Below are 13,782 nucleotides of genomic sequence, written 5' to 3'. Positions count from 1 at the left end.
TTCTCCCTTACGAGGCGCGCGCGATGCGCGCTGCCTCTTCCTGCTTGAGTTCGATTTTCGACAGTTTTCCGACCGGCGTCCGCGGCAGGGCGTCGCGCAGTTCGAGCGCGGCCGGCATCTCGTGCGGACCGAGCCGGTCCTTCAGGAAGGCGCGCAGCGCCTCCAGCGACAGCGCCGCTGCGCCGGCGCGCAGCTTGACGAAGGCCTTCGCCGCCTCGCCGCGATAGGCGTCGGCGATGCCGATGACGAGCACCTCCTCGACGTCGGGATGCTCGTAGATCATCTGCTCGATCAGTTGCGGATAGACGTTGAAGCCGCCCGACAGGATCATGTCCTTCTTGCGGTCGACGATGGTGAAGAAGCCTTCTTCGTCCATGAAGCCGATGTCGCCGGTGAGAAACCCGCCGCCGCTGAAGGCGCGGGCGTTCTCGGCCGGCTGGTTCAGGTAGCCGACGGTCACGTTGGGGCCGAAGACGCGCAGTTCGCCGATCTCGCCATGCGGCAGCACGCGCTGCGGATCCTCCAGCGCGACGATGTCGAGAAAGATGCCGGGCAGCGGCACGCCGATGGTACCGACCTTGTCGGGCCGCGTCGGCGGGATGTTGGTGCCGGCGGGCGAAGTCTCGGTCATGCCCCAGCCGCCGAGCAGGTCGTGGCCGGTGATCGCCTTCAGCCGCCGCGCGGTCTCCACGGCCAGCGGCGCGCCGCCGGAGGCGCAGTAGCGCAGCGAGGAGAAGTCGCGTTTCTCGACCCCGGCCATCGCCGAGATCGCGATCCACATCGTCGGCACGCCGGGGAAGCTCGTCGCGCCGGCCTCGATCTCGGCCAGCGCCGTGCCGGCGTCGAAGCGGGTGTGGATGATCATCGTCTGGCCGCCGCGCACGCAGCGCAGCATGACCGCCGACAGCGAGTAGATGTGGAAGAGAGGAAGGAACAGAAGGACGCGCTCCTGCGCTTCCCGCATCAGGCCCCAGGCGTCGAACCAGAGGTCGTAGCTCTCCACCGCCGTCGACAGATTGCGGTGCGTCAGCATCGCGCCCTTGGGCATGCCGGTGGTGCCGCCGGTGTATTGCAGCAGCGCGAGGTCGTCGAGCGTGACGTCGGGAAGGCCTGGCTCCTCGGGCACTGAATCAACCGTCTCGGAGACCGAATCGAGGAACGCCGCGAAGTCGTTGAAATCGCAGTCCTGCGGCATCGCGCCGGTCAGCGGGGAGGGGCCGTAGGCCGCGTCGTCGCCGACGATCAGCCGTTCGACCAGCCCGGCGCGGACGAAGTCGCCGGCGCGCACCGCGAGGTCGCCGATGTTGGTCGTCACCACGAGCCGCGCGCCGCTGTCGGCGAGCTTGTGGCGCAGCACCGCGCCGCCGTCGAGCGGCGACAGGTGCACGACGGTGCCGCCGGCCTTCAACGCGCCGAAGAAGGCGAGGAGGTGGTAGAGCGTGTTGGGCAAAAGCAGCGCGACCCGTGTCCCGCTTTCGACGCCCGCCTCGCGGAAGGCGCGGGCGGTGCGATCGACCTGCGCGGCGAGCTCGCCGAAGGTGAGAGTGGTGTCGCGGAAGATCGCCGCCGCCCGGTCCGGCCACTTCCCGGCCGCCTCGTCGACGATCGCGTGCACGGCAAAGCCGGCGAGGCGGGCGTCGGGCGAGAGCCCGGCCGGGTAGAGCGCGCGCCAGGGAGCGGCGGCGAGGTCCATCGTCAGGCGGCCTTTCCCGCGGCGGCGGCCTTGCGGAAGCTGCCGGTCCCGGCTGCGCGCTTGAGGAACTCTGACGGCTTGAAGACGTCCTTGCCGGTCTTGCCGTGCCAATGATCGAGACGCTCGACGATCTTGCCCAGACCCTCGAGTTCGGCCCAGAACATCGGCCCGCCCTTGCCGATCGGGAAGCCGTAGCCGTTGATCCAGACGATGTCGACATCGGAGGCACGGGCGGCGATGCCTTCCTCGAGCACCTTCGCACCCTCGTTGATCATCGGGTACATGGTGCGTTCGGCAATCTCCTCGGCGGAGATGTCGCGGCGGTTGACACCCTTCTCGCGCGCCTTCGCCTCGATCAGCGCCTCGACTTCGGGATCGGATTTCGGCGCGCGCGAACCGGCCTCGTAGATGTAGAAGCCCTTGCCCGTCTTCTGGCCGTAGCGACCCTGCTCGCAGAGCGCGTCGGCGATCGCCGCCGTCTTGCCGAGCGACTTGCGGTTGCGCCAGCCGATGTCGAGGCCGGCGAGGTCGCCCATGGCGAAGGGCCCCATCGGCCAGCCGAAATCGGTGAAGACCTTGTCGACCTGGGCCGGTGTGGCGCCTTCGAGCAGCAGGTCCTCCAGTTCGGCGGAGCGGGACGCCAGCATGCGGTTGCCGACGAAGCCATGGCAGACGCCGACGACGACCGGCACCTTGGCAATGCGCCGCGCCACGTCGAGCGCCGTGGCGATCGCGTCGGGCGCGGTCTTCGCTCCGCGCACGATCTCGAGCAGCTTCATCACATTGGCGGGCGAGAAGAAGTGCAGGCCGAGCACGTCGGACGGCCGGGACGTCGAGGCCGCGATCTCGTTGACGTCGAGATAGGAGGTGTTCGAGGCGAGGATGGCGCCGGCCTTGGCGATCGCGTCCAGCTTGCCGAAGACCTCCTTCTTGACCGACATCTCCTCGAAGACCGCCTCGATGATCAGGTCGCAGTCGGCGAGGTCGGCATAGTCGGTGGTGCCGGTGAGCAGGCCCATGCGATTGGCCTTCGCCTCCTCGGTCATCGAGCCGCGCTGGACGGAGATGGCGTAGTTCTTCTCCATGTTGGCGATGCCGCGATCGAGCGCTTCCTGCGTCATCTCCAGGATGGTGACGGGGATGCCGCCGTTGAGGAAGGACATGGCGATGCCGCCGCCCATGGTGCCGGCGCCGATGACGCCGGCGCGCTTGACCGTGCGGGGCTTCACGTCCGGGCCGATGCCCTCGACCTTTGCAGCCTCGCGCTGGGCGAAGAACAGATGCCGCTGCGCCTTCGACTGGTCGCCCTCGACCAGTTCGACGAAGTAGCTGCGCTCCGTGGTCAGCGCCTCGTCGAAGGGCAGGGTCAGCGCGTTGCGCACCGCGTCGGCGCAGCGCTTCGGCGCGTCGAGGCCCTTCGTCTTCTTCAGCGTTTCGGCGATCTGCGCGTCGAAACCAGCCATGTCGGCGCGGGCGGCGGCGAGCTTGTCCTCCCGGTCGCGCACGGCCACGAGCGGCTTGCCGGCAGAGAGGGCGTCGCGGGCGAAGGCGACGGCGTTGGCGACGAGATCATCTTCGCTGACGGCGTCGACGAGGCCGTCCGCCAGGGCAGCCTTGGCGCCGATCGGATTGCCGGAGACGATCGCCGGCAGCGCCTTCTCGGGTCCGATGAGGCGCGGCAGGCGCACGGTGCCGCCGGCGCCCGGCAGCAGGCCGAGCTTGACCTCGGGCAGACCGAACTGGGCGCGGGCGTTGGCGACGCGGAAATGGCAGCCCATGGCGAGTTCGAGGCCGCCGCCGAAAGCGGTGCCGTGGATGGCGGCGACCGTCGGCTTGGCGAAGCCTTCCAGCGTGACGATCAGTTCGCGCAGGTTGGGGGAGGCGGTGGCCCTGGGCGTGTTGAACTCGGTGATGTCGGCACCGGCGATGAAGGTCCGGCCGGCGCAGTGGATGACCACGGCCGCCACCGACGGGTCGTCGCGCAGGTCACGCAATGCGGCGTCCAGTGGCTCGCGCAGGTGGTGGGACAGCGAATTGACGGGCGGGTTGTCGAGCGTGACGACGGCAATGTCGCCCTCGCGGCGGACGGTCACATACTGGGACATCGAATATACTCCGGAATGGCAATCTTCGTCTTGGGGCAGCGGTGCGCCGTCGTCCGGCGTCACCGCTCCGCAGGTCTTCGAGGGGCGAGCGTCTAGCCCGCGAACCGCGTCTCCCGCAGGAAATTGTGAATGAGGTTCGTCACCGCCTGCGGCTGTTCGATGCAGGGCAGGTGACCGGCGTCCGGGATGATGCGGAATCGGGCGCCGCGGATCAGGTCTGCGGTGGAGCGCACGAGGTCGGGCGGGGTGGAGCCGTCCTGGTCGCCGACGATGGCGAGCACCGGCAGCGAGAGCGCCTTCGTCTGTTCGGTATAGTCGGTGTCGCGCAGCGCCGCACAGGTGCCGGCATAGCCGTCGACCGTGGTGCGGGTGAGCATGGCGGTGTAGCCGACGAAGTCGGGATTGTCCGGGGACCGGTAAGCCGGCGTGAACCAGCGCTGCATGATGGCGTCCGCGAGCGGGGCGATGCCGTTGCTCGTCACGCCGTCGATGCGCTGGTTCCACATCTCGGCGGTGCCGATCCTGTGGGCGGTATCCATCAGAACCATCACTTCGACGAGGTCGGGCCGCTTCGCCGCCAGCCCCTGCGCGATCACGCCGCCGACCGACAATCCGACGAGGGCGCAAGCCTTTACGCCCAAATGGTCGAGAAGCGATTCAAGGTCGCCGACATGGTCGTTCATCGCATAGGGCGCCGGCGTCGCCTCCGACAGGCCGTGGCCGCGCTTGTCGTAGCGGATGTGGCGGAAACGGTCGCCGAGACGCGCGACGACCTCGTCCCAGATGCGGAAGTCGGTGCCGAGCGAGTTCGAATAGACGATCGCGGGCTTTCCCGTGCCGCCACGATCCTCGTGGTGCAGAACGACGCCGTTCACGCGTGCAAACGCCATGGATGTCCTCCCCTGACGCGCGACATACTACCGGGTATGTTGCGGAGCGCAAGAGGCGGGTTGCAGCAAAGCGGGCGTCATTCGTTGGTGGGGAGGGCGGGCGCGATGTCGGTCGCAGCGAAGTCGCCGCCGATGAAGAGCAGCGGACATGCGTGCTCCCTGGCGACGGCGTAGGCATAGCAGTCGCCGAGGTTGATCCCCGCTGGATGCGCGCCCTTTCCCCAGCGATCATAGGCAGCGGCGACCCGCTCGGCGGAGGCTCTCGATACCGTTACGACCTCCAAGCCCAGTCCGTCGATCAGTTCCCGCATGTCCTCGCCGACGTTACGGCGATCCGCGACGACGAGCGCTTCGGCGACCGTCCCGCCCGAGATGAGCAGGGCGTCCGCGCCGGCGATCGCCGACATGCAAGCGTCTGCCGACAGTTCGTCCAGCACGATCGCCATCAGCGCGGATGTATCGACCACGATCACGCCGGCAGACCGGCGTCGTCGTAGAGGAAATCCTGGCTGCGGACAGCATCGGGTCCTGCGGTCGCCTTTGCGGCGCCTGAACGGCGCACCTTCTCCATCAGCGCCCTGCGCTGCCCGGCGTCCGCTGCGGCACCGACGACGACGAGGCGAACCGCCGCCTGACCGTGGCGCGTCAGGATGATCTCCTCGCCCGCTTCGGCGCGACGGACGAGATCGGTCAACCGCGCCTTGGCGTCACTGATCGATACCTTCATCGTGGCTCTCGAGATTGGGGGAATCTGGTCCTGAAGATGGTCCAAGTCAACATTGAACAGCGCTTGTCGCTAGTAGATGGCTGCAACTCGGGATGATGGTTGTCCCGCTTTCGTTGATGCCCGCCACTTGGACGTGCATAATGACAGACCGAAGAAGATGTATCGGTCCAGCACATGCGCACGACGATCGAAATCGACGCCCAATTCATAGAAGAAGTCATGCGGATCACCGGATTGCCCGACGAGACGGCGGCGGTCGAAGCCGGATTGAGAGTGTTGCTCGAGCGACAGGCGCAATTGCAGGCAATCTCCGAGCTGAGGGGGATCGGGTGGGGGGGAGATCTGGCGGAGATACGGGAGGACAGGCCGGGAAAGGGAAGCCGATGATCGTGGATACGCGCTGGGTGCAATGGCCTGTGCCGGGATCGGCAAGTGACTGCCGCCCGTGCCTCAATGGCCTCCCATCCCCATCTCGGCCTCCGCATCGTAGCGACCTGTCTCGCTGCTGCCGCCGCACCCGTCGCAATCCCTCCTTGCCACGCACCGCTGAGCCCGCTATACGCACCATCATGTCGTCCATGCGCGCCACCTCCAAAGCCTCGTCCGCCCGGTTCTTCGCCGGCGAGACGCTGCGTGCGCTGTCCTCGACGCTGCTTCTTCTCGGTCTTATCGGCGATCGCCGGGTCCGCTGACAGGGAGCGCCCGGCGATCGGTTCGACGCCGAAGCGCCGTGCTCCCGATACTCGCAATCCAGCAAATCCGTGATATGAGCGCCCCGGCCTGACGGTCCGGCAGGCGCGGGAGCGACGACCATGAACAAGCCCGAAACCTTCACTGCCTCCAGCGGCCAGCGTTCCTCCAAGGGAATGCCCGACGCGCCGCGCAAGTATCATCCCTATCCGGCCATCGTCCTGCCCGACCGTACATGGCCCGGCAAGCGCATCGAGAAGGCGCCGATCTGGTGCTCGGTCGACCTGCGCGACGGCAACCAGGCGCTGGTCGACCCGATGGGCCACGACCGCAAGGCGCGCATGTTCGCGCTCCTGCTCGACATGGGCTTCAAGGAGATCGAGATCGGCTTCCCGTCGGCCTCGCAGACCGATTTCGACTTCGCCCGCTGGTGCATCGAGGAAGGCAACGTTGCCGACGACGTCGACCTGCAGGTGCTGGTCCAGTGCCGGCCGGAACTGATCGCGCGCACCTTCGAGGCGCTGCAGGGTGCAAGGACGCCGATCGTGCACTTCTACAATTCCACCAGCGAATTGCAGCGGCGCGTCGTGTTCGAGAAGGACGTGCGCGGCATCAAGCAGATCGCCACCGACGCGGCCAAGCTGATCACCGACATGGCGGCGAAGGCGGGCGGCGGCTACCGCTTCGAGTATTCTCCCGAGAGCTTCACCGGCACGGAACTCGAAGTGGCGCTGGAGATCTGCAACGCGGTCGCCGAGATCGTGAAGCCGACGCCGGAGCACCGGCTGATCCTCAACCTGCCGGCGACGGTGGAGATGTCGACGCCCAACATCTATGCCGACGAGATCGAGTGGATGTGCCGCAACCTCGACAACCGCGACAGCCTGATCATCTCGCTGCACCCGCACAATGATCGCGGCACCGGCATCGCGGCCACCGAGCTCGGCCTGATGGCCGGCGCCGACCGCGTCGAAGGCACGCTGTTCGGCAATGGCGAGCGCACCGGCAATGTCGATGTCGTGACGCTGGCGCTCAACATGTACACGCAGGGCGTCGATCCCGAACTCGACTGCACCGACATCAACCGCATCAAGGAGGTGTTCGAGTACTCGAACCAGATGCCGGTGCCCGAGCGCCACCCCTATGTCGGTGAACTGGTCTACACGGCCTTTTCCGGCTCGCACCAGGACGCCATCAACAAGGGGATGAAGGCCAAGGCGAAGGCCAACACGGAATTGTGGGAAGTGCCTTACCTGCCGATCGACCCGCAGGATGTCGGCCGCACCTACGAGGCGATCATCCGCATCAACTCGCAGTCGGGCAAGGGCGGCATCGCCTACATCCTCCAGGCCGATTACGGGCTGAACCTGCCGCGCAACCTGCAGGTGGAGTTCTCGAAGGACATCCAGGCGATCACCGACGCGCAAGGCAAGGAATTGTCGTCGAAGCGAATCCACGACCGCTTCCTCGAGCTCTATGTCGAGCAGCCGGACGGTCGGCTGAAGTTCGTCGACCACCACACCTATCCCGATACGGCGGCCAAGGGCCGGCGGATCGTCGAGGCAACGATCGTCGACAATGGCAGGGAGGTCACGATCACCGGCTCCGGCACCGGCCCTATCGACGGTTTCGTCGATGCGCTCTCGCGCCACATCGGCGTGCCGATGACGGTGCTCGACTATTCCGAGCATTCGATGCACAGCGGCTCCAATGCCGCGGCGATCAGCTACATGGAGATGGAGCATCCGGGCGGAAAACTGTTCGGTGCCGGCATCAACACCAACATCGTCGCCGCGTCGCTCGAGGCGGTGGTGTCGGCCGCCAACAGGATCCTCGGGAAGTTTTGGAGCCCGGCCGTGAGTGATCCCGGGGAGGGGATGGATGACCACTGACATCTATGCGCGCGTGCAGGGGAAGGGGACCGAGACGGTCGTCCTCCTGCACGGTTTCGGCGGTCATCACGACGGCTGGTACGACATCCAGCCGGCGCTTGCCGCCGGCGCACGGGTGCTCGCCTATGATCTGCCGGGACACGGGCGGTCGCTGGCCTTTCCCGGAGCCGGCCCGGCGCATGTGGCGGCGAAGGCGATCCTTGCCGACCTCGCCGCCCGCGGCCATTCGCGGGTGCACTTCGCGGGGCATTCGATGGGCGGCGCGATCGCGGTGCTCGCTGCGCTCAGGGCGCCGGAAGCGGTTGCGTCGCTGACCCTCGTGGCGCCGGGCGGTTTCGGCCCCGAGATCAATTTCGACCTGCTCCGGCGCTATGCGGCGGCTGCGAACGCGGATGAGCTGCGCGCCTGCATGGACGAGATGTCGGCGCCCGGCTTCCCGATGCCGACCAAGTTCGTCGCCGGCCTGATGGCGGTCCGGGCCGTCCCGGGGCAGCGCGAGAAACTGATCGAGATCGGCGCCCTCATCACCAAAGGCGATCGGCAGGGCGAGATCCCGCGCGACACGCTGGCGACGCTCGCCATGCCGACCAGGGTGCTCTGGGGAACCGAAGACACCGTCCTGCCCTACGGGCAGACGACGGATCTGCCCGGGAACATCGCGCTGGAGACGCTGCCCGGCAAGGGGCACATGCTGCTCGAGGAAGCCAAGGAGCCGGTCATCCGCGCCATCCGCAGGTCGCTGCGCGGCTAGCCAGGCGGCGCCGCCTAGGCCGAACGCGCCCAGCGCGAGCGGCTCTCTGCCGTCAGGAGCGTCTGGGCGCTTGCCCAGACCCCTACGTCCTGGCGGCGGCCGTCGAGCTGGTTGCCGCCGAGATCGTCGAAGCCGGCCAGCAGCAATTCGGCCCCCTCGGCATCCTCGCGCCGCATGTCGGACACGAGGTCGTCGCTGACAATGGCCGCGCGGCCGATCTGTCGCGTCAGTTCTTCCAGTCGGCTCGCGACGTTCACCGTATCGCCGATGACGCCCAGTTCCAGTCGCCGGTCGGTGCCGATGTTGCCGACGACGACGGAGCCGTAATGCGCGCCGACGGCGATCTGGATCGTCTCCTCGCCGCGCTCGATCCGCCGCGCGTTCAACTTTGCGAAGTCTTCGAGGATCGCCTTGACGCATCTGAACGCATTGATGGCGTCGCGTGACGTCGGCTCCGGGGTGCCGAAGGTCGCCATCACACCGTCGCCGATGAACTTGTCCAGCGTTCCGCCATGGCGGAACACGGCCTCCTCGAGCAGCCCGTGCACCTCCCGCAGCATGGCGATGGTCTGGGCCGGGGTGTGTCGTTCCGACCAGCGCGTGAAACCGACGAGATCGGCGAAGAGGATCGCCGCCCTGACCTCCCGGATGTGCTGCAGCGGCTCATCCTCGCGGGCGAGCTGATCGACCGTGGCCGGCGGAAAATACCGGGCGAGGTTGAGGCGCTGGCGCTCGATGACGGCATAGCGCCACACCAGGCGCCGCGAGCGTGCGACACCGGCCGCTAGCACCAGCGAAACCATGATTAAGATCATGGAGGTCTGCATCTGTACGCTGAGATCGACGGTCGTCGGCGTGCCGACGATGCGCAGTCGCGTCTGCACGTCATTCAGGCCGATGGAACCGTTGCCGGGCCAGATCACGATGCTGTCGGGCAGCGAGGCGAGCCAGGCGATGCCGACCATCCAACTCGCCGCGCCGACGACGCCGCCCCAGACGACGAGGCGCGGGCTGTCGGCGAAGGCGAGGCTCGACAGCAGGAGGAACAGATAGAGAGACGGGTCGAAATGCAGCATGATCTGCGGCGGCAGATCGGCCGGCGCGAGCGGATTGGGGACGACCATCATGAAGGTGAGGGCGACGAAGTCGAGCGTCACGAACAGGTAGGGATGCCACTCGCGCAGCCAGCCGCGCCGGTCCAGCCAGGTCGGTACGAAACCGGTCAGGATGAAGAGCACCATGGTGCCCTGATAGAAATAGGCCTCCGGATAGGGGACAATGAAGTAGGTCAGGACGAAGGCCATGAGCAGCGAGACGGATCTGCCGTGGAACTGCAGCTTGCGACCTTCTCGCTCGTGGCTGCGGAACGTCTCGTCGAGCAGTTTGGGAAAGTTCACGCGACGCCGCATCCTGCGGCCCGCGATTGCCGTTCCCACGCGATCCGCCAATGCCATCGTTGATTCCGCTCGTTGCTCGTCCGCCAAGATAGCCGGGCGGAGCCGAAGTTGAAACCACGCGATCCCGGCCGGTGCCGCCGCGTTTACGATGCTTCGAATTCGCCTTTTGTTCGCCGGCGCGGCTGTGTTAACGTTCGGTTAATTGTGTGCAGGCGCGTGGAGCCATCGGATGAACGACAGGGACAGCGTTGCTGACCGGCAGGGCCGGCTTTCGCAGGCCATCCGCGAGATCAGGATCGCCGCCGCCGAGCGCGAGGATGTCGTCGTCGACATGCGCGAGGCCGCCCGGATGCGGCTGGAACTGCTGGCACAGGAACTGGCGCCGGTGTTTGCCGAGGTGCCCGACGAGGAAATCCTGTTCGACTTCGCGATCTCGTCCGGGCTTCAGCCGCGGCTATGGATCGACGCCGTCAGCCATGTGGCCATGGGCCGCGATCGCCGCACCTACCGCTTCGTCCGCGACACGCGGATGGGGCGCATCGTCCTGGCGGAATCGACCGACATGCGGCCGGTCGCGCAGCAGGTCACCCGCTACATCGCCGAGCGCATGGTCGAACGGCAGCGCTGGCTGGACGGCCCCGTGGAGCCGGTGCTGGTGCAGCGTGACCGTGCTCCGGCTGACGACGAACCGTTCCGGCAGGCGCCTCGCCGCCGGGACACGCAAGGTCCGCGCGACCATGCTCCGCCATCTCCTGCTCGGGACGAACGACAGGGCGGTTCGCTGCTGTCCTACGCCGGCCGTGGCCGTGCCGAGGAGGAGGATGGAAGGGACGACGGGCAGGCTTACCGGATGCCGCGCCGCCCGCCCGGGCGGTTGCGCGCGTTCCTCTCCGGGGTCGGCGTGGTGCTGGCCGGCGCGCTGGCCGGCCTGGCGGTGCTCGCCGCCGTCTACTACGATCGCATCGCCGCCTATTTCGCGTCGAACTGAGGCGCCGAGAAAAGGTCCGTCGGCTCGCCTCCCTCAACTTTGAGGATGGGGATCTGACCCTTGATACCCCGGCGCGAATGCATCACCCGCCAGGCGCCCGGTTCACCGTCGATCTCGATCAAATTGTACTGCGCCGGCTGCTTCTCTCCGGCCGTGCCCTGGCCGGCCGCAGTGACGCCCAGCACCGGCACCCGGTGTCCCTTGCCGCGAATCCAGGACAGTGTCGGGTCATGCGTGTGTCCGTGCAGCACGAGTTCGGCGCCGTGGCGGGCGATGGTCTTCTGGAACAGCCCGATGCCGTAGAGGCGCTTGTGGGCGGTTGTCAGGCCGCGCACGGGCGGATGGTGGATCATGACGATCCGGAAGAGGCCACGCCCGGCGGCCATGTCGAGCAGTTTCGCCACGCTCGCCGCCTGTTCCTCGCGGAAGGTGCCGAGCGCCAGGAACGGGGCTGTCGCATGCGCCGAAGACACGCCGATCAGCGCCACGTTGCCGTAGGTGCGCAGGTAGGGAAACCCCGATTCGCTCTGCCAGACATGCGTCTTCTCGCCGGTCATCCAGGGACGCCAGGCCTTGCAGGCCTTGTGCAGCGCGCCGGGCACATAGGCGTCGTGATTGCCCGGCACGACCGAGAGGCGCTCGGGGTCGCCGGCCATCGCCAGCCACTCGCGGGCGATGTCGATCTCGGCGTCGAGCGCGAGGTTGACGAGGTCGCCGGTAACTGCGAGGTGGTCGACGTCGTGCCGGGCGATGTCCTGCAGGAGGGCGTCGGTGACGCCGTTGTGGATCGCCTTGCGGCGATGTCTCTGCCAGTTCACGTAGCCGGTAATGCGCTTGGAAGCGAGTTCCCGGTAGGAGATGTCCGGCAGGGGGCCGAGATGCAGGTCTGAGAGATGCGCGAGACGAAACATCGGAACCTTCTAGGACAGGGACCGCGCGCGTACCAGTGCGGACGGTCGCGCGGATGAGCGAGCGGCGCGACCCCGGTCCCTTTGGCCGGAACCGGCTGGCTCGCCTGCGCGGACGCCTGTTCCACCTCTGGTTCCTGCTGCGGCGGCCGATGACGCTCGGCGTACGGGCGCTCGTTGTCAACGAAGCCGAGGGCACCGTGTTCCTCGTGCGGCACACCTATGTCGCCGGCTGGCAACTGCCGGGGGGCGGGGTGGAGACCGGGGAGACGCTGGTGGAGGCGTTGCGCCACGAACTCATCGAGGAATGCAACATCGAGATGCGCGGCGCGCCGCGGCTTGCCGCCATGTACTACAACCGCGCCGCCAGCCGGCGCGATCACGTCGCCCTCTACGTCGTCAGCGACTTTCACCAGACCGCGCCGAAGCAGGCCGACAGGGAGATCGCCGAAGCGGCGTTCTTCCGCCTCGACGCGCTCCCCGAAGGCACCACGCGCGCAACGCGCGCGCGGCTGGCCGAACAGTTCGAGGGCAGGGCGCCGTCGCCCTACTGGTAGTTCGCTTCGCCTCGGCCGCCCGGAGCGAACCGGTCGCGATCGTGCGGCTGCGCGTAGTCGATCGCCGGGCCGCGCGGCACGATCCGCGTCGGATTGATGGTCTGGTGGCTGCCGTAGTAGTGATGCTTGATGTGGTGCAGGTCGACCGTTTCGGCCACGCCGGCCACCTGGAATAGGTCGCAGGTGTAGTTCCACAGGTTGGGATAGTCGGCGATCCGGCGCAGGTTGCACTTGAAGTGGCCGAAATAGACCGGATCGAAGCGCACCAGCGTGGTGAACAGCCGCCAGTCGGCTTCGGTCAAGGAATCGCCGGCCAGGTACCGGTGCTTCGACAACTGCTCCTCCACCGCGTCGAGTGCGCCGAAGAGTTCGTCGAAAGCCTCGTCATAGGCTTCCTGGGTGGTGGCGAAGCCGCAGCGGTAGACGCCATTGTTGATCGAGCCGTAGACGCGCTCGTTCCAGGCATCGATCTCTGCGCGAAGACCTTCCGGGTAGAAGTCGACCGACGAGTCGCCCCAGGCATCGAAAGCCTTGTTCAGCATCCGGATGATTTCGGAGGATTCGTTGGAGACGATCGTTTCCTCCTGCTTGTCCCACAGCACCGGCACGGTGACGCGGCCGGAATAGGCCGGATCGGCCCTGGTGTAGATCTGGTGCAGGAAGTCCGAGCCGTGAAGTGTATCGCCGGTGGATCCGTCGCGCTCGACGAAGGTCCAGCCATCCTTGCCCATGAAGTGGTCGACGATCGAGACGGAGATGACGTCCTCGAGCTTCTTCAGCGCGCGGAAGATCAGCGTCCGGTGCGCCCAGGGACAGGCGAGCGAGACGTAGAGGTGGTAGCGCCCCGGCTCCGCCTTGAAGCCGCGCGTGCGCCCCTTAGCGGGGGCGCCGTCGACTGTGACGAAATCGCGGAACTGCGACTCGGAGCGCTGGAAGCGCCCGCCGCTCTTCGAGGTGTCGTACCACTTGTCCTGCCACGTGCCGTCGACCAGCAATCCCATCGATCGTCTCCTGTTCTGTCCACACTAACCTAGGCTGCCTGCCCGTTCATCCCAACGGTCCGGCGCCTGAACAGTTCGTCACCCTGGCCACCGGAACGAAGTCGTCCGGTGAAATGTCGATGGACGATACCCGAAAATGGTGATAGCGGAGCCGAACCTGTGAGGAACACCCGTGTCCGCTAC

The 13,782-nt window shown here is 67.0% G+C and carries 12 protein-coding genes and 1 pseudogene; 5 read left to right on the top strand and 8 right to left on the bottom strand.

What is annotated here, in order from left to right; all coding sequences use genetic code 11:
- Nucleotides 1-7: 7 nt before the first annotated feature.
- The 5 genes from N1F91_RS05460 to N1F91_RS05440 form a co-directional block, all read right to left on the bottom strand.
- A complete protein-coding gene (locus N1F91_RS05460) occupies nucleotides 8-1,693 on the bottom strand; it encodes an AMP-binding protein (protein ID WP_289990731.1) in 1,686 nt (561 codons plus the stop codon).
- A gap of 2 nt (nucleotides 1,694-1,695) precedes the next feature.
- Nucleotides 1,696-3,798, bottom strand: coding sequence for a 3-hydroxyacyl-CoA dehydrogenase NAD-binding domain-containing protein (locus N1F91_RS05455; RefSeq protein ID WP_289990730.1), 2,103 nt, complete (start codon nucleotides 3,796-3,798; stop codon nucleotides 1,696-1,698).
- A 92-nt stretch (nucleotides 3,799-3,890) separates the two neighbouring features.
- The gene (gene pcaD, locus N1F91_RS05450) at nucleotides 3,891-4,688 is read right to left on the bottom strand and encodes a 3-oxoadipate enol-lactonase (protein WP_289990729.1); all 798 of its coding nucleotides are present in this window, start codon (nucleotides 4,686-4,688) and stop codon (nucleotides 3,891-3,893) included.
- Between the two features lie 77 nt (nucleotides 4,689-4,765).
- Complete coding sequence (locus tag N1F91_RS05445) at nucleotides 4,766-5,161, bottom strand: type II toxin-antitoxin system VapC family toxin (protein WP_289990728.1); 396 nt, start codon at nucleotides 5,159-5,161, stop codon at nucleotides 4,766-4,768.
- A complete protein-coding gene (locus tag N1F91_RS05440; RefSeq protein ID WP_289990727.1) occupies nucleotides 5,158-5,415 on the bottom strand; it encodes a type II toxin-antitoxin system prevent-host-death family antitoxin in 258 nt (85 codons plus the stop codon). Before N1F91_RS05440 ends, N1F91_RS05445 begins: the two co-directional genes overlap by 4 nt.
- 174 nt (nucleotides 5,416-5,589) lie before the next feature.
- Between N1F91_RS05440 and N1F91_RS05435 the strand changes: the two genes are divergently transcribed.
- The 3 genes from N1F91_RS05435 (at nucleotide 5,590) to N1F91_RS05425 (ending at nucleotide 8,748) form a co-directional block, all read left to right on the top strand.
- Complete coding sequence (locus N1F91_RS05435) at nucleotides 5,590-5,802, top strand: type II toxin-antitoxin system VapB family antitoxin (RefSeq protein ID WP_289990726.1); 213 nt, start codon at nucleotides 5,590-5,592, stop codon at nucleotides 5,800-5,802.
- Nucleotides 5,803-6,227: 425 nt separating this feature from the next.
- Nucleotides 6,228-7,997: a 2-isopropylmalate synthase gene (gene leuA, locus N1F91_RS05430; RefSeq protein WP_289990725.1), complete on the top strand. Its 1,770-nt coding sequence runs from the start codon at nucleotides 6,228-6,230 to the stop codon at nucleotides 7,995-7,997.
- Nucleotides 7,987-8,748, top strand: a complete 762-nt coding sequence (locus tag N1F91_RS05425) for an alpha/beta fold hydrolase (RefSeq protein ID WP_289990724.1) — start codon at nucleotides 7,987-7,989, stop codon at nucleotides 8,746-8,748. Before leuA ends, N1F91_RS05425 begins: the two co-directional genes overlap by 11 nt.
- Before the next feature lie 14 nt (nucleotides 8,749-8,762).
- Here N1F91_RS05425 and N1F91_RS05420 read toward each other — a convergent pair whose 3' ends face one another.
- Nucleotides 8,763-10,145, bottom strand: coding sequence for an adenylate/guanylate cyclase domain-containing protein (locus N1F91_RS05420; protein ID WP_289990723.1), 1,383 nt, complete (start codon nucleotides 10,143-10,145; stop codon nucleotides 8,763-8,765).
- Nucleotides 10,146-10,374: 229 nt separating this feature from the next.
- Here N1F91_RS05420 and N1F91_RS05415 point away from each other — a divergent pair.
- Nucleotides 10,375-10,791 (top strand): annotated as a pseudogene (locus N1F91_RS05415) (hypothetical protein); the annotation flags it as partial.
- A gap of 323 nt (nucleotides 10,792-11,114) precedes the next feature.
- On the opposite strand, the gene N1F91_RS05410 reads toward N1F91_RS05415, so the two are convergent.
- The gene (locus N1F91_RS05410) at nucleotides 11,115-12,044 is read right to left on the bottom strand and encodes a metallophosphoesterase (RefSeq protein ID WP_289990722.1); all 930 of its coding nucleotides are present in this window, start codon (nucleotides 12,042-12,044) and stop codon (nucleotides 11,115-11,117) included.
- Nucleotides 12,045-12,097: 53 nt separating this feature from the next.
- Here N1F91_RS05410 and N1F91_RS05405 point away from each other — a divergent pair, with 53 nt between their 5' ends.
- Nucleotides 12,098-12,598 carry an NUDIX domain-containing protein gene (locus tag N1F91_RS05405; protein WP_289990721.1) on the top strand — a complete coding sequence of 167 codons (501 nt, stop codon included), beginning with the start codon at nucleotides 12,098-12,100 and terminating at the stop codon, nucleotides 12,596-12,598.
- Here the strand turns inward: N1F91_RS05405 and N1F91_RS05400 are convergent.
- Nucleotides 12,589-13,599 carry a glutathione S-transferase family protein gene (locus N1F91_RS05400; RefSeq protein ID WP_289990720.1) on the bottom strand — a complete coding sequence of 337 codons (1,011 nt, stop codon included), beginning with the start codon at nucleotides 13,597-13,599 and terminating at the stop codon, nucleotides 12,589-12,591. The genes N1F91_RS05405 and N1F91_RS05400 overlap by 10 nt on opposite strands.
- Between the last annotated feature and the right edge of the window lie 183 nt (nucleotides 13,600-13,782).

The organism is Aquibium sp. ELW1220 (assembly GCF_030398385.1).
In the GTDB taxonomy this organism is placed as follows: domain Bacteria; phylum Pseudomonadota; class Alphaproteobacteria; order Rhizobiales; family Rhizobiaceae; genus Aquibium.
Note: the sequence above shows the minus strand (reverse complement) of the source record. Positions and strands in the feature narration are given on the sequence as shown.

Bases quoted from the DNA above. Each gene is read 5' to 3' on its own strand.
- N1F91_RS05460 (WP_289990731.1), bottom strand. From the start codon at position 1,693: ATGGACCTCGCCGCCGCTCCCTGGCGCGCGCTCTACCCGGCCGGGCTC.
- N1F91_RS05455 (WP_289990730.1), bottom strand. From the start codon at position 3,798: ATGTCCCAGTATGTGACCGTCCGCCGCGAGGGCGACATTGCCGTCGTC.
- pcaD (WP_289990729.1), bottom strand. From the start codon at position 4,688: ATGGCGTTTGCACGCGTGAACGGCGTCGTTCTGCACCACGAGGATCGT.
- N1F91_RS05440 (WP_289990727.1), bottom strand. From the start codon at position 5,415: ATGAAGGTATCGATCAGTGACGCCAAGGCGCGGTTGACCGATCTCGTC.
- N1F91_RS05435 (WP_289990726.1), top strand. From the start codon at position 5,590: ATGCGCACGACGATCGAAATCGACGCCCAATTCATAGAAGAAGTCATG.
- leuA (WP_289990725.1), top strand. From the start codon at position 6,228: ATGAACAAGCCCGAAACCTTCACTGCCTCCAGCGGCCAGCGTTCCTCC.
- N1F91_RS05425 (WP_289990724.1), top strand. From the start codon at position 7,987: ATGACCACTGACATCTATGCGCGCGTGCAGGGGAAGGGGACCGAGACG.
- N1F91_RS05410 (WP_289990722.1), bottom strand. From the start codon at position 12,044: ATGTTTCGTCTCGCGCATCTCTCAGACCTGCATCTCGGCCCCCTGCCG.
- N1F91_RS05405 (WP_289990721.1), top strand. From the start codon at position 12,098: ATGAGCGAGCGGCGCGACCCCGGTCCCTTTGGCCGGAACCGGCTGGCT.
- N1F91_RS05400 (WP_289990720.1), bottom strand. From the start codon at position 13,599: ATGGGATTGCTGGTCGACGGCACGTGGCAGGACAAGTGGTACGACACC.